This window comes from Sphaerisporangium fuscum (assembly GCF_018531465.1).
Taxonomy (GTDB): Bacteria; Actinomycetota; Actinomycetes; order Streptosporangiales; family Streptosporangiaceae; genus Sphaerisporangium; species Sphaerisporangium fuscum.
This window is the reverse complement of record NZ_JAHDTF010000047.1, coordinates 54751-73546: the sequence shown is the minus strand read 5'-3', so window position 1 is coordinate 73546 and position 18796 is coordinate 54751. Positions and strand designations below refer to the sequence as shown.

Sequence of the window (18796 nt, the reverse complement as noted above, 5' to 3'; positions counted from 1 at the left end):
CCGCCGCGATCACCCGCGCCGTGCAGAACGACGCCACCCGGCGCGCCGCCGCCGCCTCACGACCGAAACGCGACTTCAGCTCCCCATCACCGGCGGCGTCGCCGTGCAGCACCTTGATCGCCACCCGATGGCCCTGGGCGTCGTAGGCCTCGTACACCACCCCCTGGCCACCGGCGCCCAGCCGCCCCGCCAGCCAGTACCCGCCCAGCCGCTCCGGATCCTCCGGCCGCAGGCCACCCGTCACGCCATCCACCCATCGTCTCACCGGCAGAACATCGCTTTAGATGCCGATCAGCTCGTCCGGGTTCGCCGCGGGCGGTGAGGGAGGCGACGAAGGTGGACACGGCGCGCGACTTTGGAGGACTGCGTCCCCGGGGTCGCCGCCCCTAGCGTTCCCGGCATGATCGAAGTGCGGAACCTCACCAAGAGGTACGGCCAGGCCGTCGCCGTCGACGGTCTCTCCTTCACGGTCCGGCCGGGAAGGGTGACCGGTTTCCTCGGGCCGAACGGCGCGGGCAAGTCCACCACGATGCGGATGATGCTGGGACTGGACCGCCCCACCTCCGGCGAGGCCCTGATCGGCGGCCGCCCCTATGGCCGCCTGGACCGCCCGCTGCGCCACGTCGGGGCGCTGCTGGACGCCTCGGCCGTGCACCCTGGGCGCAGCGCGTACCACCACCTGCTCTGGCAGGCGCAGAGCAACGGCGTTCCGGCACGGCGGGTGCGGGAGGTGCTGCGGCTGGTCGGACTGGACGGCGCGGCGAGAAGGCGGGTCAAGGGGTTCTCGCTGGGGATGTCCCAGCGGCTCGGCATCGCGGCGGCGCTGCTCGGCGATCCGCCGGTGCTGCTGCTGGACGAGCCGGTCAACGGCCTCGACCCGGAGGGGATCCTGTGGATCCGGGGCCTGATGAAGGACCTGGCCGCGGAGGGGCGCACGGTCCTGGTCTCCAGCCACCTGATGAGCGAGATGGCGCTCACTGCCGACCACCTGGTCGTGATCGGCCGCGGACGGCTGCTCGCGGACACGCCGATGGACGACTTCGTCGCCGCGGGGTCCGGCTCCGCCTCGCTGGAGGAGGCGTTCCTGCGGCTCACCAGCGGTTCGGTGGAGTACCGGGGCGAGCACGGGAAGGGGCGGGGGCCGCGATGATGGACGTGCTGGTCTCGGAGTGGACCAAGATGCGCACGGTCCGGTCGACCTGGTGGGCGCTGGCGGCGGCCCCGGCGGCGGGCGGCGGGCTCGCCTGGCTGCTCGGGCTCAGCTTCCGCCACCAGCTCGACGCCGGCTCATCCTTGGGCCGCGGGCCCTTCGACCCGCTGTTCGGCAGCTTCTACGTCCTCACGCTGGCGCAGCTCGCCCTGGTGGTGTTCGCGGTCCTGGTGGCCGGCGGGGAGTACTCCTCGGGGACGATCCGGGCCTCCCTGGCCGCCACCCCCCGCCGGGGCGTCTTCTACGCCGGCAAGGTCCTCGGCGCGGCCCTGCCGCTGGCCGCCGTCTCGCTGCTCACCGTGATCGCGGCCTTCGTGGCCGGGCAGGCGGCGCTCGGCCCGCACGCGGCGTGGCTGGGCGGGGACGCCTGGCGCGCGATCACGGGCTCCTGGCTGTACCTGACGCTGATCTCGCTGTTCGCCCTGGGCGTCGCCATGGTGCTGCGCGGCCCGGCCCTGTCGCTGGGGGTGCTGCTGCCGGTGCTGTTCCTCAACTCCCAGGGGCTGGGCAACGTGCCGGCGATCCGCGCCGTCACGCAGTACCTCCCGGACCAGGCGGGGACGCTGATCATGCACGTGGCCGGTCCGCCCGACCACCCCGCCTTCCCCACCTCCTACGGCCCGTGGACCGGGACGGCCCTCCTCGCCGCCTGGGCGGCCGTCGCCCTGACCGCCGGCTACCTGCTGCTGCGCGACCGCGACGCCACCTGAGGCCCTGCCGGACGACCCGCCCGACAGGCGGAAGAATGACACGGAAACCAGCTCAGCGCCCGGCTTTCCGCCCGCCGGGAAATCAGGCGACATCCCGCAGCCGATCTGGCACATTCGACCCGGTGCGTCAAGATCTCCTCGTTCTGCGGCATCGGCCGTTCCTTTTCCTGTTCCTCGCCCGGACGGTGTCCCTCTTCGGGAACGCGATCGCCCCCGTCGCACTGGCCTTCGCCGTGCTCGGCCTTCCCGGCGGCTCGGCCACCGATCTCGGCCTCATCCTGGGCGCCCGCGCGGTCGCGCAGATCGCCTTTCTGCTGTTCGGCGGGGTGCTGGCGGACCGTCTCCCCCGCCACCGGCTCATGGTGGGGGCCGATGTGGCCGCGGGCCTGGCCCAGGGCGGCGCGGCGCTGCTGTTCGTCGGCCACATCGCTTCGCTCGGGCCGCTGATGGCGCTGTCCGCGCTGAACGGCGCCGCGTCCGCGCTCTTCCTCCCCGCGTCCCAGGGGCTGCTGCCGCAGGTGATCCCCGCCGGACGGCTGCAACCGGCGAACGCGCTGCTGCGGATGTCGATGAACGCGGCCAACCTCGGCGGCGCGACGGTGTCGGCCGTACTGGTCGCCACGATCGGCCCGGGGTGGAGCCTGGCGGCGGACGCGGCGACGTTCCTGGTCTCGGCGGCCCTCCTGGCAGGGGTCCGTGTGCAGGAACGGGCCACGCCGGGGTGGAAGACCACCGTGATCGGCGATCTGCGCTCGGGGTGGCGGGAGTTCGCGTCCAGGCAGTGGTTGTGGGTGATCGTCGTGCAGTTCTCCGTGGGCATCGCGTGCTACAGCGGCGCCGTCCAGGTGCTCGGGCCGGCGGTCGGCAAGGACCACCTCGGCGGGGCTCCGGTGTGGGCGGCCATCCTGACCGCGAACTCCGCCGGGCTCGTCGCCGGGAGCCTCCTCGCCATCAGGCTGCGCCCGCGGTACCCGATGCGCGCGGCCACGTACGCGACGTTCGGTTTCGCCGCACCGCCCCTGTTGCTCGCCGTCAGCGCCGCGCCCGCGTGGCTCGTCGGCGCCTCGATGTTCGTCAACGGCCTGTGCACGACCGTCTTCGGCGTCCTGTGGGACACCGGCCTGCAGACCCACGTGCCGCGGGAGGCGCTGTCCCGGGTCAGCTCCTACGACGCCCTCGGTTCCTTCTGTCTCGGCCCGGTGGGCATAGTCGTGGCGGGGCCGCTGGCCGAGGCGGTGGGCACCTCCACCGCCCTGGTGGTGTTCGGCGTGACCCTCGCCGCGTCCAGTGCCGTGACGGTCATGGTCCCCTCGGTCCGTCACCTGCGCGCGGCGCCCTCCGAGGCGGACGTCCCCGTGCCGTCGTAGGCGGCTTGCCGGGCGGACCGCCGGGTGCGGGACGATATACCGGTGTACAACAGCTCAGAGGAACCGGCGCTGCGGCCGGTCGCGCGGTCCACCACGCGCACCGACCTCGTCGCCGACTCGATCCGCTCGGCCATCCTTTCCGGCAGGCTCAAACCCGGCGAGACGCTGGTGGAGCGGCGGCTCGCCGAGCAGCTGGGGGTGTCCAAGACGCCGGTGCGCGAAGCCCTCATCGGGCTGGCCTCGACGGGCCTGGTCGTGATCAGTCCCAATCGCGGCGTCAGCGTGCGGGTGCTGGGCTCGGCCGACCTGCGCAAGGCGCAGGAGCTGCGACTGCTCCTCGAGCCGTGGGCGGTGGCGGGCTCCACCCGGCTCGGCCGGGCGGGGACGGTGAGGGACGCCCGGGAGGCGCTCGGCGAGGCCGGCGAGCTGCTGTCCGGCGACGACCCGACGGCGCTCAGCCTGGCCAACCGCCGCTTCCACCGCGCGCTGTACGCCGGCTGCGAGAACGAACTGGTCACCGCGCAGCTCGACAACCTGCAGGACCTCACGGCGCTGGGCACGGTCACCGTGCTGTGGCGGCACTGGCCCACCTGGCGCGAGGAGTTCGCCGAGCACGAGGACATCCTGGCCGCCGTCGAGGCGGGCAACGCGGCCCTGGCCGAGCGCCTGACCAGGGCGCACATCAAGCGCTCGGTGACCCACCTGGCCCGCACCCCCTGACTCAGGGAGTGTCCCCCCGCCAGGCCCGGTAGCGGCGCAGCGTGTCCTCGCCGGGTGGGTAGGTGCCGCGCAGGGGCGAGCCCGCCTCGACCTGCGCCTGGACGAACTCCTCCAGCCGTTCCTGCTCCAGCGCGTCGCGCGCCACCTCCGCCGCGAGGTGGCGCGGCACGCAGACCACGCCCTCGGCGTCGGCGACGATCACGTCACCGGGGTACACCGGCACCTCCGCGCAGCCGATCGGCACCTGCAGGTCGACCGCGTGGTGACCGGCGAGGTTGGTGGTGGCGCAGACCCCGGCGGCGAAGACCGGGAGTGCCAGCTCGGCGAGGAACGGCGAGTCGCGGACCGCGCCGTCGGTGACGACCCCGGCGGCCCCGCGCCGCAGGAGGCGGGTGGCCAGGATGCCGCCGATCGACGCCGCCCGCGTGCGGCCCCGGCAGTCCATGACGAGCACCTGCCCCGGCCCGACCGACTCGACCGCCAGGCGCTGCGGGTGGTCGTGGTCCTTGAACACCGACAGCACGTCGAGGTCCTCGCGGGCGGGGATGTGGCGCAGCGTGAACGCCTCCCCCGCGATACGGGCGCACGAGGGGTTGAGCGGGCGCAGCCCGGCGAGGAAGGTGTTGCGCAGCCCCCTGGCGAACAGCTGCGTGGTCACCGTCGCGGTGGAGACCCGGCGCAGCGCCTCGACCACCTCCGGCCCGAGCGGCGCGTCCGGCACGCGGCTCACGCGGCTCACGCGGCACCCACGGTGAGGCGCAGCGAGCGGAGGATCACGGCGACCTCTTCGCGCTCGGGCTCCGGCAGCGGGGAGATCGGCGGCCGTACGTCGCGGCGGCAGAGCCCGAGCTGGGCGAGCGCCTCCTTGAGCACCGAGACGTTGTTGCCGTTGGAGTGCCGCGCCCGCAGGTCCTCGACGGGCTTGACCCGCCGCCAGACGTCCATGGCACCCGCCGCGTCCCCCTTCCGCAGCCGCTCCAGCAGCGCCAGCGACAGCTCCGGGGCGATGACGGCGAGCCCGGAGGTGAAGCCCTTCGCGCCGCCGGGCCAGTAGAACGGCGCCCAGCTCTCGGCCAGCCCGCAGACCCACGTCACCTCGGGCACCTCGGCGGCGAGCTCGGCGAACCGCACCGGGTCGGGCACGGCGTACTTCACCCCGACGACGTTCGGGCAGGAGCCGACGAGGCGTCCCAGCGCACCGGCGCCCACCAGCGGGCTGCGGACGTAGCAGACGACCCCGAGGTCCGGGACGGCCTCGGCGACCGCCCGGTGGTAGGCGGCCCAGCCCTCCTCGGACTGGTAGGGATGCACCGGCTGGTGCACCATGACGGCTCCCGCCCCCAGCCGCGCCGCCTCGGTGGCCAGCTCGACGGCCCGGCCGGCGTCGTGGCCGACGCCGGCGATGACGGCCGCGCCGCCCGCCGCCTCGACGGTCAGCGTCACGACCCGCCGCAGCTCGGCCGCCGACAGCGAGTAGAACTCGCCGGTGTTCCCGTTGGGGGTGAGGGCGCCGACGCCCGCCGACACCATGCGGGACACCAGCGTGGTGTAGGCCCGCTCGTCGACCTCTCCTGCCTGGTCGAACGGCGTCACCGGCACCGCCACCACCGACGCGAGGGCCCGCCTGACGTCATCCAGCATCGATCTCCCCTTCACGGCCGCCGAGCTCGAACTCTGATATCTGGTATATCAGCACATCATCATCTGGACCTATTGACATATCGGGAGCGTGTTTTCATTCTGGGGTGCGCCGGCGTCGAGCGGTCCGGCCACCAGCCGGGCCGGGCCGCTCGGTCGCTCGTCCCGGGCAGGACGGCGACGCCCGGGCCGACCCTGCCCAGCCGTCCGCGGCGGGCCCAAGGAGGACCCTCCATGAGATCTCCCAGGTCATCCGTCCTCGCGGGACTTCTGGCGCTGGCCGTCGTCACCGCCTGCGGCGCGCCCGGCGGCGGCGCGGCGTACGTCCCCGAGCCCCCCGCGACGGAGGTGAAGATGCCCTCCGGGCCGGTGACGCTCAACATCGTGGACGTCGCGGGCGACCTGCAGCTCACCCAGCAGATCTTCGAGAACTACAAGGCCGCCCACCCCGGGACCGTCGGCAGGATCACCTACACCAAGGTCACGGCCCCGGAGCTGGCCGGCAAGGTGAAGGCCCAGCAGGACGCCCGGCGGCTCGACATCGACCTGGTGCTCACCGGGACCGACGGCCTGGCCGCCGGCCTGGAGCAGGACCTCTGGGTCGACCTGCGGGGCAGGTACGCCGGCAAGCTGCCCGACCTGAGCGCCTACCTCGACCCGGCGGCCAGGATGCAGGCGCTCGCGCAGGGCAAGGGCGTCGTGGTGACGTACTACCCGTCGGGCCCGCTGATCGAGTACAACCCGCGGACGGTGCCGAACCCGCCCAGGACCGCGGAGGAGCTGCTCACCTGGGCCAAGGCGCACCCGAAGAAGCTGGAGTACGCCCGGCCCGCCAACTCCGGTCCCGGCCGCACCTTCCTGATGGGCCTGCCGTACATCCTCAAGGACGCCGACCCCAAGGACCCGCTCAGCGGCTGGGACAAGACCTGGAAGTACCTCAAGGACCTCGGGCGGTACGTCGAGTACTACCCCACCGGCACCTCGCAGACGATGAAGGAGCTGGGCGAGGGCACGCGCGACATCATCGTGACCACCACCGGCTGGGACATCAACCCGCGGGTGCTCGGCCAGGTGCCCGAGGACTTCAGGACCGGGACGCTGCAGGGCTTCACCTGGGTGACCGACGCCCACTACATGGTGGTGCCGAAGGGCGTATCGGGCGAGAAGCTGGCCGTCGTCCTCGACCTGATGAAGTTCGCGCTGACCCCCCGGCAGCAGGCCGTCACCTACGACAAGGGGTACTTCTACCCCGGCCCCGCCGTGAAGGGCGTCACGATCGACATGGCGCCCCCCGAGAGCCGGCAGGCCATCAGGGACTTCGGCCGGCCGGAGTACGACCGGCTCATCGAGCAGAACCCGAAGCAGACCCCGCTCGACGCCAAGGCGCTGGTGGCGGCGTTCGACAAGTGGGACAAGGAAGTCGGCGGCGACAAGGTCAAGAGGTCATGAGCCACAACGCGACACCCACCGCCGCGACGGCACACCACGCCGTACCCCGGGCCGCGTTCCGCACGCTGCGCATGGACGGGGTGTCCCGGCGCTTCGGGGCCGTGACCGCGCTGGACCGCCTGGACCTCACCATCGAGGGCGGCGAGTTCGTCGCCCTCCTCGGCCCCTCCGGCTGCGGCAAGTCGACCGCGCTGAACTGCCTGGCGGGGCTGCTCCCTCTGACCGGGGGCGCCATCTGGCTGGACGACGAGCGCGTCGACGGGCTGCCTCCGGAGAAGCGCGGGTTCGGCATGGTGTTCCAGAACTACGCGCTGTTCCCGCACCTGACCGTGCGCGGGAACGTCGGGTTCGGGCTCGCCGTCCGCGGGGTCCCCAAGGCCGAGACGGCGCGGCGCGTGGACGAGGCCCTGGCGCTCGTCGAGCTGTCCGACCAGGCCGGCAAGCTGCCGGGCCGGTTGTCCGGCGGCCAGCAGCAGCGGGTGGCCATCGCCCGCGCCGTCGTGCTCCGGCCGCGGCTGGTGCTGATGGACGAGCCGCTGTCGAACCTCGACGCCAAGCTGCGGCTGCAGATGCGCACCGAGATCCGCCGCCTGCACCAGTCGCTCGGCCTGACCACCGTGTACGTCACCCACGACCAGGAGGAGGCGCTGGCGCTGGCCGACCGGCTGGTCGTGCTGCGCGGCGGGCTGGCCGAGCAGATCGGCTCGCCGGAGCAGGTCTACACCTACCCGGCGAACACCTACGTCGCGGGATTCATGGGGTACCGCAACCTGCTGGAGCTGCCGGTGGTGGCCCGCGAGGGCGACCGGGTGGTCCTCGCCGAGCCCGGCCTGCGGCTGACCGGGGTGGCGCAGGAGGGGTTCCGGGGCGCCACCGCCGTCGCCGCCGTCCGCCCGGACGACTTCGCGCTCGGCGCTCACCTGGCGAACGCGCTGCGGGTGAGCGTGGAGGTGGCCGAGTTCCACGGGCGCGAGATGGCCGCCGAGGGCGTCACCGAGGCGGGGCGGGTGGTGCACTTCCGCGTCCCGGAGCGGGTACGGCCGGGCGACCGGCTCGAGCTGGGCGTGCCGCCCGAGCGCGTCCTCGTCTTCGCCGGCACCGCCTCCGCCGAAGTGGACGGCGCTCCGCGACCGGGAGACCGACGGTGACGGCCGTCGCCGAGAGGAGCGGTCCGGAGCTGCGGCACCGGCTCGCCGAACGCGGGATCGACCGGGTGCTCCTGCTGCTCGTCCCCGCCGTCGTCGTGCTGGTCGCGCTGTTCCTCTACCCCATGCTGTACGGGGTGGGCCTGTCGCTGCAGCCCCGCTCCGGCGGCGGGGTGCTCGCCAACTACCAGGCGTTCTTCCACGATTCCTACCAGACCGCCACGATCTGGAAGACGATGCGGCTGGCCCTGCCCGCCGCGTCGATCAACGTGGGGGTGTCGGTGCCGATCGCGTACCGGCTGCGCGGACGTTTCCGGGGCCGCAGGGTGCTCACCGCGATCCTCGTGCTGCCGGTGACGCTCGGCACCGTGCTGGTCGCCGACGGGCTGCTGCGCTACCTGGGGCCGAAGGGCTGGTTCAACCGGGTGCTCCTCGAGGTGGGGCTGGTGGACGAGCCGGTGCGGCTGATCTACGACTACTGGGGGGTGCTGTTCTCGCTGCTCATCACGGGGTTCCCGTTCGCCTTCCTGCTGGTCTCGTCGTGCATGTCGGGCATCGACCCGACACTGGAACGCGCGGCGGCGACGCTCGGGGCGGGGCCGTGGCAGCGGGTCCGGCGCGTCACGCTGCCCCTGCTCGCGCCCGGGCTCGCGACGACGTTCATCCTCGCCTTCGTGCTCGCCTTCTCGGTGTTCCCGTCGGCCAACCTCGTGGGCGAACCGGCGGGCGAGACGCGGGTGATGGCGATCGCGGCCTACCAGGCGGCGTTCGAGAAGTACGACTACTCGATGGCCGCGACGATCGCCGTGCTGATGGGCGTCTTCGAGCTGCTGGTGATCGTCCTGGTCCTGCTGTGGCGGGGGCGCCTGTACACCGGTTCGACAGGAGGAAAGGGCGCGTGAGCGTACACCTGCGGAGACCGCCCGCGACGGGTGGCGGGACGTCATGGCCGTACTGAGCCCCCGCCGGGCCGGGTGGCGGCAGCCGTACGCCTGGATCGTCTGGGGCGGCGTGGGCTTCTTCCTGCTGAACCTGGCCGCCCTGATCCTGTCGGTCGTCGTCGACTCCTTCGCCGTGAGCTGGTTCGGCACCTGGCTGCCGTCGGCCTTCACCGGCGCCTGGTACGCCGAGGCCTGGGACGAGTTCGGGCTGGCCGAGGTGCTGGAGGTGACGCTGGTCGTCGCGCTCGCCGTCGTCGGGCTCGCGCTGCTGCTCGGGGTCCCGGCGGCGTACGCGCTGGCGCGGCGCGACTTCGCGGGCAGGCGGGCGGTGACGCTGCTGCTCCTGCTGCCCGTGCTGCTGCCGCCGATCACCTACGGCATCCCCCTCGCCACCGTCCTGTACAAGTTCCACCTCGCGGGGACGATGGCCGGGGTGATCGCCTCCAACCTGGTGCCCGCGCTGCCGTTCGTCGTGCTCGTCCTGACCCCGTTCATCGAGCAGATCGACACCGGCATCGAGTCGGCGGCCCGGATGTGCGGAGCCGGGACGCGGCAGGTGTTCACCAGGATCCTGGTGCCGCTGCTCGTGCCCGGCATCCTCGCCGCCGGGATCCTCGTGCTGGTCAGGACCGTGGCGATGTTCGAGCTGACGTTCCTGGTGTCCGGGCCGGACAGCCAGACGCTCGTCGTCGCGCTGTACAGCGCGGCGTTCACCCCCGGCATCCGGGCGGCCCAGGCGATCGACGCGATGGCCGTCGTCTACACCCTGCTGACCTCGGCCCTGCTGGTGCTCGCGCTGATGTTCGTCAACCCGGCCCAGATCGTGGCGCAGGTGAAGGAGGTCACTCCGGAGTGATCCGCCCGAGGCCGTGGCCCTGCCACAGGTCCCGGGCGGCCACCTCCACCTCGCCGGCGGGGTAGGCCCGGACGGGGAGGCCGCCGCGTTCCTTGGTCACCAACCAGGGGCCGGCCCCGCCGGGCACGTCGACCACGATGACGCCGGCGACCAGCGACCAGCCGTCGTACACGTCCATCTCCGGCGGCAGCAGCATCGGCGGGCGGTGACCGCCGTCCATGGAGAGCAGGAGCCGTTCGACGGGACGGCAACGCAGGCCGTAGCCCTCCAGCGCCACGCGCAGGTCGCGCAGCGCCCGCCGGTGGGATTCCGCCCGTTCCTCCGGCATCCCGCGGATCAGCAGCTCGTTCACCGGTTCCACCCCGGCGACGGCCACGCCCGGCCGTACGGCGGCCTCGGACGGCCCGTACGGCGGCGGCGTTTCAGGGTCGGACACGGAACCCCCTCCCGGCGGTGACGTACCCGCCGCGTTCGTGAGCCTCCCGAGGAGATTTCCAAAATCCCTTTGAACCGGGTCCGGGAAGGTCGCGTACCTCCGTCCGTACGCACAGCAGACGACATAGGAGGCCTGATGCGGCCACGCATCGTCACGTTCTGCGCTGCGGCACTCGTCCTGGGCATCTCAACCGGCACGATGCCGGCGCACGCCACGTCAGTGTCCGCGCAGACCGCGCAGTCCAAGCAGTCCGCCACCAGCTACACCAACGCACGTTTCGCCATGATCCCCCTCATCTCGGACGTGGCAGGCAAGGCGGATGTCACGGACGCCAAGGTCGTGAACCCCTGGGGTCTCGCGATGGGCAAGACACTCTGGGTCTCCGACGCCGGCACCGGCACCGCCACGGTCTACTCCGGCGGCGCCAGCCAGATCACCAAGGAGAAGACCGAGGTCGCCATCCCCGGCGGCACGCCGACCGGCCAGGTCTTCAACGGCGAGGAAGGCTTCGAGATCGCCAGCAAGGGCGTCAAGGGCCCGGCGACCTTCATCTTCGCCAGCCCGAGCGGCGCGATCACCGGCTGGAACGCCGAGGTCAACCCGAGCAGCGCGATCATCGCGGCCTTCACCCGCCACGCGGACTACAAGGGCCTGGCGCTGATGACCACCAACCGCGGCCGCTTCCTGCTCGCCGCCGACTTCGCCCACAACCGGATCGACGTCTTCGACGACGACTTCAGCCGGGTACGGCTGGGCAAGCGGGCGTTCCGCGACCCCCGCCTGCCCAGCGACTACTCGGCCTTCAACGTCGAGATCGTCGGCACGTCCGTGTTCGTGGCCTTCGCCAAGCGCGACCCGGCGACCGGCAAGTCGGTGGCGGGCAAGGGCTTCGGGTTCATCAGCCGCTTCAGCGCCTCCGGCCGCTACCTCGGGCGTGTCCAGTCCCGCGGCCCGCTGAACGCCCCGTGGGCGATGATCAAGGCTCCGGCCAACTTCGGCGCCTTCTCCGGAGCGGTCCTGGTCGGCAACTTCGGCGACGGCTGGATCAACGCCTGGAACCCCGACACCGGCCGCTACCTCGGCCCGCTCCGCGGCGCCGACGGCAAGGCGATCGCCCTGGAAGGCCTGTGGGACCTCGAGCGCGGCACGGCCGCCAACGGAGGCGAGAACGCCATCTGGTTCTCCGCCGGCATCGAGAAGGCCGCGCACGGCCTGATCGGACTGATCATGCCGGCCGACGCCGCCGGTGGCACCTCGAGGCCGACCACGAGCCCCAGCTCGTCCCCGACCCCCTCGCAGACCTCCTCCTCCAACTCTTCCTACTGACCGAAGGGAGGTGAGCGTCCCCTGAGCCGCTCGCTTCCGAGACGGCTCCCGTGACGAAAGAAGGAACGCACCGTTCTTCCTGAACACCAGCACGACCCGCCCGAATGAGCGGAAGTCGGCTGCGGGGTGGCGCGCCCCGCAGCCGGCTTTCGGTTGTTCGGACATCGCCGACGACCGCGCCCTCAACCGAGGGTGCAGGCGGTGCCGTTCAGGGTGAAGGAGGACGGTCTGCCGGTGTCGCCGGTGTGCGTCGCCTGGAACCCGAAGTTCGCCGACGAGCCTGGCGCGATCGTGCCGTTGTAGGAGACGTTCCTGGCGGTGACCTGGCCGCTCGCGGGTGAGACGGTCGCGTTCCAGGCGGAGGTGACGGTCTGGCCGGCCGGCAGGGCGAACGCCAGGGACCAGCCGTTGACCGGCGTGCTGCCGGTGTTGGCCACCGTCACCGACGCGGTGAACCCGGTGTTCCAGGCGTTGGTGGTGTAGGTGACCTTGCAGGTGCCGTCGCCGGGAGGCGGCGGGGTCGGTGTCGTCGGAGGTGTCGGCGTCGTCCCGCCCGCCAGGCCGAAGAACTGGATCACCGCGGCGGCCATGCCGCTCTGCGGGAGGCTGTGCCCCACGCCCTGGATGCTGATCGCCTCGACCGGGACGTCGGTGCCGGTGCCGCCGTAACGGGTGCGCGTCCAGGTGGACTGCGGATGGTCGGTCAGCGAGGGTGTCTGGCTCAGGCCGTGGACGTCGGTCCACTGCTTGATCTCTTCCTGGAAGTTCGGGTAGCGCAGCGTGGTGTCGTCGGTGCCGTGCCACACCTGCATCCGCGGACGGGCGCCGCTGTACCCCGGGTAGGCGCCCCGCACCAGGTCACCCCACTCCTTCGGCGTCTTGATGATCGTGCCGTTGGCGCAGGCGCTGTTCCAGCCGGAGCCGTCGGAGGTGGCGAAGCACCCGAAGGGGACGCCCATGAACGCCGCCCCGGCCTTGAACACGTCCGGGTAGTCGCCCAGCAGGACGTTCGTCATCATGCCGCCGGACGACGCGCCGGTGACGTAGACGCGGCCCGGATCCCCGTTGTTGTGCTGCTCGACGTACTTCACCATCGACACGATGCCCACGGGATCGCTGCCGCCGTCGTGCTTCAGCGCCTGCGGGGAGGAGACGTCGAAGCAGTTGCCGCTTCTCGTCGCCGACGGGTAGATGACGATGAACCCGTACCGGTCGGCCAGCGAGGCGAACTCGGTACCCGAGTAGAACGCCGGCCCGGAGCCCGTGCAGTAGTGGACCGCCACCAGGATCGGCGGGCGGGCGCCGACGTTGTTCGGCACGTACAGGTGCATCCTGAGGTTCGACGGGTTGGCGCCGAAGTTGGTGACCTCGACCAACGACGCGGGAGACGCCGGTGACGCGGTCACCAGCCCCGCGACGACCATCGCCGCGGCGGCCGTGACGGCGCCCAGCAAGGTTCTCATCCTCATCTGTCGTCCTGCTTCTCCAGGCCCGAGACCTCACCCTCGGACGAGCGTCTGAAACGTTCCGGAGTATTTACCGACATGTTTCGGACGACAAGAGCCTGGCGACGGCGTACGAAGCGGAGAGCCGGAGAGCTGGGGCTATGGACGAGCCCACCTTCCCGCCCTCTGAAACTTTCGACCTCCGACCGCCCGAAGCGCCGAGAACGCGCCTCTCCCCGCCGGAAAGACCCGCACACCCTTAACAGCCGGGGGACGGCGACCTACACCAAGGCGGCGCACAGCCGGGGGACGGCGACGCTGATGGGGTCGCGGACGACCTCGTCGGCGAGGTGGTCGTACGGGGTCGGGTCGCCGTTGACGATGACCAGCCGCGCCCCCGCCTCCGACGCGATGAGCACGAGGGACGCCGCGGGCTGCACCTGAAGGGACGTGCCGATGGCGAGGAACGTCCGGCACTCCTGCGCCGCCTCGACCGCCCGGTCGAGCGTGGCCGCGTCAAGAGGCTGGCCGAACATGACGGTGGTCGTCTTCAGGATCCCGCCGCACTCCTGGCAGCGGGGATCGCTCTCACCGGCCAGGACGCGGTCGATCGCCTCCCGGGTGGTCGACCGGGCGTCGCACGAGGTGCAGATCGCCCCGAACATGTTGCCGTGCAGCTCCAGCACGCGGTCGGGGGGCGACCCCGCCTTCTGGTGCAGGCCGTCGACGTTCTGCGTGATGATCCAGGCGTCCGGCAGCGCGGCCAGGGCGCGGTGCGCGTCGTTCGGCTCGGCGTCCCAGGCCGGGTTGTCGCCACGGAACAGCCACGATCGCCGCCGGATCTCCGGATCGGCCATGTAGTGGTCGTAGGTGACGAGCTTCTCGTGGTCGGGGTCCTTGCGCCACAGTCCGCTCGGCCCTCGGTAGTCCGGAATGCCGGACTCCGTGGAGATCCCCGCCCCCGTCAGCACCGTCACCGTCATGCCGCCGATCCTAGTGCCGCCGCGATCACGATCGATCCCGCCCGGAAGTGCCTCCGGCACAGCGGTCCCGGCCACCCACCAGCCCGGCTGTCGCCGTGGCGCACGGACCTTTCCATGCCGGGCACGTCCTCTTCCTCCATCGAGGAGCACGGTGTACATGTCGGCAGGGTCGAACGCATCACACCCACCGTGAATTTCGCCAGGGCACCCTCGCTCATTGCAGGAACCCGCAACACCCCTGTCGCTCCCGCGGCCGGAACACTGACGATCACCTCATGCTCAGTAGCGCGATCGACAGAAGAGGCCCGCTGCAGGCGGGCGCCGTCACCGGGCTCCCGGCCCCGGCCGTCGTGTCCACAGCCACGACCGCGCAGGCCGCCGCACACGAACCCCGCCGGCCGCTGCTCGCCGGAGCCAACCCGTACGTCACCCTGTACGACGGCGACACGCCGTTCGGGTACGCGTCGATGTGGCGGGTCGACTGGTCCACACACGGCGCCGGCACGGTGCTGGTGGTGTGGACGCCGGCCGGGCTGCGCGTCGTGGGTGACGACCCCCGGCTGGCGGCGTGGATCGAGGAGCACTTCGTGCGGAACTTCGACGAGGCCAGGGCGCTGCCGTCGTGGCCGGCCGCACGGGTGGAGCGGGCGGCCGTACGGCTGCGTGTCGACCCCGCCGAGGGCGCCTTCGCCAGGACGGCCGGCCTGGCGGTCAGCATCAGCGGCCCCCTGGACGCCAGGCCGTTCGCGCTGGCCGATTTCCCGCTCCAAGGGGTGAGCCACGGGCTGTCCATGCAGATCATCCCCTGCGAGCACGCCACGATCACCGTCGACGGCCGGCCGGTGCCCGGCAAGCCCACCGTGACCCGGCCCGGCGGCCGGCCCGTCTCCTCGGCGGTCACCACCGTCCACGAGGCGTGGAGCATGTGACAATGGGCGCCGTGCTCCTTCCAGCCGACCTGCGGGTACCTCAGGTGCAGCGGATCTCCGCCCGTCACGCGGCCGCGCGGGTGCAGGAGCTGCTGTCTCGGACCCGGCACGAGCATCTGGCCATGTACGACGCCATGACCGTGGACGACGAGGCGGTCCAGCGGGAGCTGCCGGCCGCGAGGAGGCGCCGGGCTCGCGGAGTCCTCCTCCGTACGATGGCACCGATCGGGGCCGCCACACCGGCCGTGACCTCCGACGACCTCACCGTGCTCGACGGCGACCACCGGCGGGTGGCCGCTCTTCCCACCTCGCTCACGGTGCTCGACCGCCGGGTGGCCCTGCTGCCCGCCGACCGGGACGACCCTGAGGGCGGCTACCTGGAGATCTGGTCCCGGCCCCTGGTGACCGGGCTGATCGCGCTGTTCGACCACCACTGGTCCACCGCCCCGCCGCCCCCGTTGTCCACCCGCGAGCAGGAGGTGGTGGCGCTGCTGGCCGAGGGCTGGACGGACACGGCCGTCGCCCGCCGCCTCGGGATCAGCGAGCGGACCGTCGCGGCGACCGTTCGAACCCTCATGGACCGATACTCGGCACGCAGCCGGTTCCAGCTCGCCCTGAACCTGTCCCGGAGACCCTGACACCGCGGGCGGCCGGGTCGGCGTTTCGAGCGTTGAGCCGTTCGGGGATCGGTCAGTCGAACCGCAGGACGAAGCGCCCGCGAATGCCGCGTCGTCCGAGCGAGCGGTGCGCTTCGGCGGCTCGGGAGGCGGGCAGTCGGCCGGCCACGCGGACGGTGAGCCGTCCATCGCCGGCGAGTTCGGCGAGCCGGTCGAGCTCGGCTGCGGCCTCGGCGTAGTCGCGGACGAAGATCGGGGCGACGCGGACCCGGTCGGTCCCGTCGCCCCGGTAGCCGCGCACGGTGACGACCGTGCCGCCGTCCTTGACGGCCGGGAGCGCGGCCGCCTCCAGCGCGGCGGCGTCGAGGAGCCCGTCGACGCCGCCGGGATGGTGACGGCGGACCATCGCGGCGAAGTCGTCCCCCCGCGGCACGACCTCGTCGGCTCCGCAGTCGCGGACGAAGGTCTCGTCCTGCCGGGCGGCGTCGGCGACGACGACCAGCCCGGCCTGCTTGGCGAGCTGGACGAAGTATCCGCCGAGGGTGCCGGCGGCGCCGGTGACGGCGACCGTCGCGCCGGCCGGGAGCGCCAGCGTGTCGAGCGCGAGCCGGGCGGTGAGCCCGTTCATCGGGATGGTGGCGGCCTGGACGTCCGAGAGCCCGGCCGGGATCTTCGCCACCGACCGTGCCGGCACGACCAGGTCCGCCCGGTAGCCGCCGTGCTCGCCCGAGGGCACCACGATGGCCATGACGGCGTCCCCGATCGTGAACCCCCGGTCGACGGCGGGGCCGATGTCGGTGATCACGCCGGCGACCTCCATGCCCGGCACCCGCACCACGTCCGCCTCATCCTTTCGCGGACGTGAACGGACCATCGCGTCGGCCGGGTTCACCGTGGCGCTGCTGACCCGGATCCTGACCTGACCGGGACCGATCGGTTCCGCAGCCAGGTCGAGCTCCTCGAGGGCATCCGGTCCGCCTGGTCGTGTCACTCCGATTGCTCGAACCACGGTCCTTCGTCACTCCTTGTTCGTCTGCTGCCCGGGTGGTGACGGGCAGTACTGACCGCGCCGCCGACGTCGGCCGCGGCTGTGCCGTACCGATCCGGCTATGGCGATGCGGGGGCCCGGAGACCCTCCAGCAGCAAGCTGCACACCTCGTCGAGCTCGGCGCCGATGCCGGGGTTCTGCCATTCGGCGGCATGGGCGAGGTGGTTGTACTTGGCGGTGGCGCGGAAGACCACCCGGGCGGTGGCCTCCGCGTCGTCGGTGCGGAAGCCGCCGTCGGCGGCGCCGTCGGCGATGATGGCCGCCAGCTGGCCCAGGAGGTCGGCGACGTGGTCGGTGGCGACGCTGCTGTGCGCGGCCGCGAGGATGCCGTAGGCGGCGAACAGCTCCGGGTCCTCGCGGATCTTGGCCTGCTTCAGGGCCAGGACGGCGTGCAGCCAGGCACGCAGTCGTCGCGCCGGCGGGACCGTACGGTCGGCGGCGATGACGGCGAGGGTGTCGCGGTTGCGGTCGAGCCAGCGCCGGGTCACGGCCTCGCGTAGCGCCTGCTTGGAGGCGAAGTGCTTGTAGACGGCGGCGTGGCTGACCCCGAGTGCCCGGGCGACGTCGACGACGGTCGCCTTGTCCGGTCCGTGGCGGCGCAGGATCTCCTCGGTGGCCGCCAGGATGGTGTCCGCGTCCAGCGGGGTTCGGGCGGGCATCAGTGCCTGCCTCCTGTTCGCTCGCTGTCCAGGAGCGCGAGCAGGGAGGGGGCATAGCGTTCTCCGGCGACCGCCCCTCGCGGGACGGCCCGCTCGATCGCGTCCAGGTCGTCCTCGGTCAGCCGCAGGCCGGCGGCGTCCACCGTCTCGGCGATGCGGGACGGCCGGCCGGCCCCGACCAGCGCGACGATGTCGCGGTGCTCGCGCCCCTGCGCGAGCACCCAGGCGATGGCGAGCTGTGCGACCGTGGCGCCGCGAGCGGTGGCGATCTTCCGCAGCCGTTCGACCAACGCGAGGTTGGTCGTGATGTTGCCGGCGGCGAAGCGGGGCAGGTGCCCGCGATGCCGCGCGTCGCCGGCGGACGGTTGCCACGTCCCGGTCAGCATTCCTTGGGCGAGCACCCCGTAGGCGGTGATGCCGATGCCCAGCTCGCGGCAGGTGGGCAGGATCTCGTCCTCGACGCTGCGGCTGAACAGCGAGTATTCGATCTGGACGTCCGTGATCGGGTGCACGGCGTGGGCGCGGCGGATCGTCTCGGCGCCGACCTCGGACAGCCCGATGCCGCGCACGTAGCCCTTCTGCACCATCTCGGCGATGGCGCCGACGGTTTCCTCGATCGCGACGGCGGGGTCCAGCCGGGCCGGACGGTAGATGTCCACGTAGTCGGTGCCCAGCCGCTGCAGTGAGTAGCCCAGGAAGTTCGGGATCGCGTCGGGCCGGCCGTTGACGCCTCGCACGCTGCCGTCCACACCGAACAGCGCGCCGAACTTCACGCTCACCACGGCGCGGTCGCGAGCGGCGGGTCGCAGCGCCTGCCCGATGAGCGTCTCGTTGTGGCCCATCCCGTAGTGGTCGGCGGTGTCGATGAACGTGATCCCGGCGTCGAGCGCGCTGCGAAGTGTCGCGATGCTCTGCTCGTCGGCGCTGTGTCCGTACGCGCCGGACATGCCCGCACAGCCGAGCCCGACCGCCCCCACACGGACATCGGCGCCGAGTGTTCTCTGCTCCATACGAGAACGCTAAGCGCGTTGGTAACAGATGTCAAAACTTGTAACTTGCCACCGCCGCCAACCCGGGCAGCACGTCCGTGCCCCAGCGGTCCTCGACCGGAAGAACGGGCCGGCCGCGCTGGACAGCCTGTCGAGGCCCGGCCGTGCTGCTCGATCGGGAGAACGAAGGTCGGATCCTCTTGCGCGGGACCTGTTCCCCCCGCTACCGGATGGTCGCGAAGGCCATGCCGGCGACCAGGGCGACGGTCAGGGAGAGGATCACGACGAACATGATGGTGCCCATCGGATTGCGGCGGCGCGGGAGCCG

General features: G+C 72.2%; 19 protein-coding genes and 1 pseudogene. 11 read left to right on the top strand and 9 right to left on the bottom strand.

Annotated elements, in window-relative coordinates; translation table 11 throughout:
* Window positions 1-265, bottom strand: a pseudogene (locus tag KIK05_RS42505) (hypothetical protein); the annotation flags it as partial.
* Between the two features lie 135 nt (window positions 266-400).
* On the opposite strand from KIK05_RS42505, the gene KIK05_RS42500 reads away from it, so the two are divergent.
* The 4 genes from KIK05_RS42500 (at window position 401) to KIK05_RS42485 (ending at window position 4007) form a co-directional block, all read left to right on the top strand.
* Entirely contained in the window at window positions 401-1150 is a 750-nt protein-coding gene (locus tag KIK05_RS42500) for an ABC transporter ATP-binding protein (protein WP_214416589.1), read from the top strand.
* Window positions 1147-1920, top strand: coding sequence for an ABC transporter permease (locus KIK05_RS42495; protein ID WP_214416588.1), 774 nt, complete (start codon window positions 1147-1149; stop codon window positions 1918-1920). Before KIK05_RS42500 ends, KIK05_RS42495 begins: the two co-directional genes overlap by 4 nt.
* Before the next feature lie 122 nt (window positions 1921-2042).
* Window positions 2043-3287, top strand: coding sequence for an MFS transporter (locus KIK05_RS42490; protein ID WP_214416587.1), 1245 nt, complete (start codon window positions 2043-2045; stop codon window positions 3285-3287).
* A 42-nt stretch (window positions 3288-3329) separates the two neighbouring features.
* Window positions 3330-4007, top strand: coding sequence for a GntR family transcriptional regulator (locus KIK05_RS42485; RefSeq protein WP_214416586.1), 678 nt, complete (start codon window positions 3330-3332; stop codon window positions 4005-4007).
* Window position 4008: 1 nt separating this feature from the next.
* Here the strand turns inward: KIK05_RS42485 and KIK05_RS42480 are convergent, their stop codons facing one another.
* Window positions 4009-4746 carry a ribonuclease activity regulator RraA gene (locus tag KIK05_RS42480; RefSeq protein WP_214416585.1) on the bottom strand — a complete coding sequence of 246 codons (738 nt, stop codon included), beginning with the start codon at window positions 4744-4746 and terminating at the stop codon, window positions 4009-4011.
* Window positions 4743-5648, bottom strand: coding sequence for a dihydrodipicolinate synthase family protein (locus KIK05_RS42475; protein ID WP_214416584.1), 906 nt, complete (start codon window positions 5646-5648; stop codon window positions 4743-4745). The genes KIK05_RS42480 and KIK05_RS42475 overlap by 4 nt, the downstream gene beginning before the upstream one ends.
* Window positions 5649-5879: 231 nt before the next feature.
* Here KIK05_RS42475 and KIK05_RS42470 point away from each other — a divergent pair, with 231 nt between their 5' ends.
* The 4 genes from KIK05_RS42470 to KIK05_RS42455 are packed head-to-tail and all read left to right on the top strand — an operon-like array spanning window position 5880 to window position 10036.
* Window positions 5880-7094 (top strand): extracellular solute-binding protein, encoded by a 1215-nt coding sequence (locus KIK05_RS42470; RefSeq protein ID WP_214416583.1) that lies wholly within the window; start codon window positions 5880-5882, stop codon window positions 7092-7094.
* The gene (locus KIK05_RS42465) at window positions 7091-8242 is read left to right on the top strand and encodes an ABC transporter ATP-binding protein (RefSeq protein WP_214416582.1); all 1152 of its coding nucleotides are present in this window, start codon (window positions 7091-7093) and stop codon (window positions 8240-8242) included. The genes KIK05_RS42470 and KIK05_RS42465 overlap by 4 nt, the downstream gene beginning before the upstream one ends.
* A complete protein-coding gene (locus KIK05_RS42460) occupies window positions 8239-9141 on the top strand; it encodes an ABC transporter permease (protein WP_214416581.1) in 903 nt (300 codons plus the stop codon). The genes KIK05_RS42465 and KIK05_RS42460 overlap by 4 nt, the downstream gene beginning before the upstream one ends.
* Before the next feature lie 43 nt (window positions 9142-9184).
* Window positions 9185-10036: an ABC transporter permease gene (locus KIK05_RS42455; protein WP_214416580.1), complete on the top strand. Its 852-nt coding sequence runs from the start codon at window positions 9185-9187 to the stop codon at window positions 10034-10036.
* Here KIK05_RS42455 and KIK05_RS42450 read toward each other — a convergent pair.
* Window positions 10023-10472: a hypothetical protein gene (locus tag KIK05_RS42450; RefSeq protein WP_214416579.1), complete on the bottom strand. Its 450-nt coding sequence runs from the start codon at window positions 10470-10472 to the stop codon at window positions 10023-10025. The genes KIK05_RS42455 and KIK05_RS42450 overlap by 14 nt on opposite strands.
* A gap of 135 nt (window positions 10473-10607) precedes the next feature.
* Here KIK05_RS42450 and KIK05_RS42445 point away from each other — a divergent pair, with 135 nt between their 5' ends.
* Window positions 10608-11798, top strand: a complete 1191-nt coding sequence (locus tag KIK05_RS42445) for a TIGR03118 family protein (protein ID WP_214416578.1) — start codon at window positions 10608-10610, stop codon at window positions 11796-11798.
* 182 nt (window positions 11799-11980) lie between these two features.
* Here the strand turns inward: KIK05_RS42445 and KIK05_RS42440 are convergent, their stop codons facing one another.
* Window positions 11981-13267, bottom strand: coding sequence for an extracellular catalytic domain type 1 short-chain-length polyhydroxyalkanoate depolymerase (locus KIK05_RS42440; protein WP_308250367.1), 1287 nt, complete (start codon window positions 13265-13267; stop codon window positions 11981-11983).
* Between the two features lie 257 nt (window positions 13268-13524).
* Window positions 13525-14226, bottom strand: coding sequence for an SIR2 family NAD-dependent protein deacylase (locus tag KIK05_RS42435; RefSeq protein ID WP_214416577.1), 702 nt, complete (start codon window positions 14224-14226; stop codon window positions 13525-13527).
* A gap of 275 nt (window positions 14227-14501) precedes the next feature.
* On the opposite strand from KIK05_RS42435, the gene KIK05_RS42430 reads away from it, so the two are divergent.
* A complete protein-coding gene (locus KIK05_RS42430) occupies window positions 14502-15155 on the top strand; it encodes a hypothetical protein (RefSeq protein ID WP_214416576.1) in 654 nt (217 codons plus the stop codon).
* An 11-nt stretch (window positions 15156-15166) separates the two neighbouring features.
* On the top strand, window positions 15167-15793 hold the full coding sequence (locus KIK05_RS42425) for a helix-turn-helix transcriptional regulator (protein ID WP_214416575.1): 627 nt from the start codon (window positions 15167-15169) through the stop codon (window positions 15791-15793).
* A gap of 52 nt (window positions 15794-15845) precedes the next feature.
* On the opposite strand, the gene KIK05_RS42420 is transcribed toward KIK05_RS42425, so the two are convergent.
* The 3 genes from KIK05_RS42420 to KIK05_RS42410 form a co-directional block, all read right to left on the bottom strand.
* A complete protein-coding gene (locus KIK05_RS42420) occupies window positions 15846-16763 on the bottom strand; it encodes an NADP-dependent oxidoreductase (protein ID WP_308250366.1) in 918 nt (305 codons plus the stop codon).
* 116 nt (window positions 16764-16879) lie between these two features.
* Complete coding sequence (locus KIK05_RS42415; RefSeq protein WP_214416573.1) at window positions 16880-17479, bottom strand: TetR/AcrR family transcriptional regulator; 600 nt, start codon at window positions 17477-17479, stop codon at window positions 16880-16882.
* Window positions 17479-18489 carry an aldo/keto reductase gene (locus KIK05_RS42410; protein WP_214416572.1) on the bottom strand — a complete coding sequence of 337 codons (1011 nt, stop codon included), beginning with the start codon at window positions 18487-18489 and terminating at the stop codon, window positions 17479-17481. Before KIK05_RS42410 ends, KIK05_RS42415 begins: the two co-directional genes overlap by 1 nt.
* Window positions 18490-18796 lie beyond the last annotated feature (307 nt).

What these genes read in the sequence shown, in the direction of transcription:
- KIK05_RS42500 (WP_214416589.1), top strand. Translation starts at nt 401, where the DNA reads ATGATCGAAGTGCGGAACCTCACCAAGAGGTACGGCCAGGCCGTCGCC.
- KIK05_RS42495 (WP_214416588.1), top strand. Translation starts at nt 1,147, where the DNA reads ATGATGGACGTGCTGGTCTCGGAGTGGACCAAGATGCGCACGGTCCGG.
- KIK05_RS42475 (WP_214416584.1), bottom strand. Translation starts at nt 5,648, where the DNA reads ATGCTGGATGACGTCAGGCGGGCCCTCGCGTCGGTGGTGGCGGTGCCG.
- KIK05_RS42470 (WP_214416583.1), top strand. Translation starts at nt 5,880, where the DNA reads ATGAGATCTCCCAGGTCATCCGTCCTCGCGGGACTTCTGGCGCTGGCC.
- KIK05_RS42465 (WP_214416582.1), top strand. Translation starts at nt 7,091, where the DNA reads ATGAGCCACAACGCGACACCCACCGCCGCGACGGCACACCACGCCGTA.
- KIK05_RS42455 (WP_214416580.1), top strand. Translation starts at nt 9,185, where the DNA reads ATGGCCGTACTGAGCCCCCGCCGGGCCGGGTGGCGGCAGCCGTACGCC.
- KIK05_RS42445 (WP_214416578.1), top strand. Translation starts at nt 10,608, where the DNA reads ATGCGGCCACGCATCGTCACGTTCTGCGCTGCGGCACTCGTCCTGGGC.
- KIK05_RS42440 (WP_308250367.1), bottom strand. Translation starts at nt 13,267, where the DNA reads ATGAGGATGAGAACCTTGCTGGGCGCCGTCACGGCCGCCGCGGCGATG.
- KIK05_RS42435 (WP_214416577.1), bottom strand. Translation starts at nt 14,226, where the DNA reads ATGACGGTGACGGTGCTGACGGGGGCGGGGATCTCCACGGAGTCCGGC.
- KIK05_RS42430 (WP_214416576.1), top strand. Translation starts at nt 14,502, where the DNA reads ATGCTCAGTAGCGCGATCGACAGAAGAGGCCCGCTGCAGGCGGGCGCC.
- KIK05_RS42415 (WP_214416573.1), bottom strand. Translation starts at nt 17,479, where the DNA reads ATGCCCGCCCGAACCCCGCTGGACGCGGACACCATCCTGGCGGCCACC.
- KIK05_RS42410 (WP_214416572.1), bottom strand. Translation starts at nt 18,489, where the DNA reads ATGGAGCAGAGAACACTCGGCGCCGATGTCCGTGTGGGGGCGGTCGGG.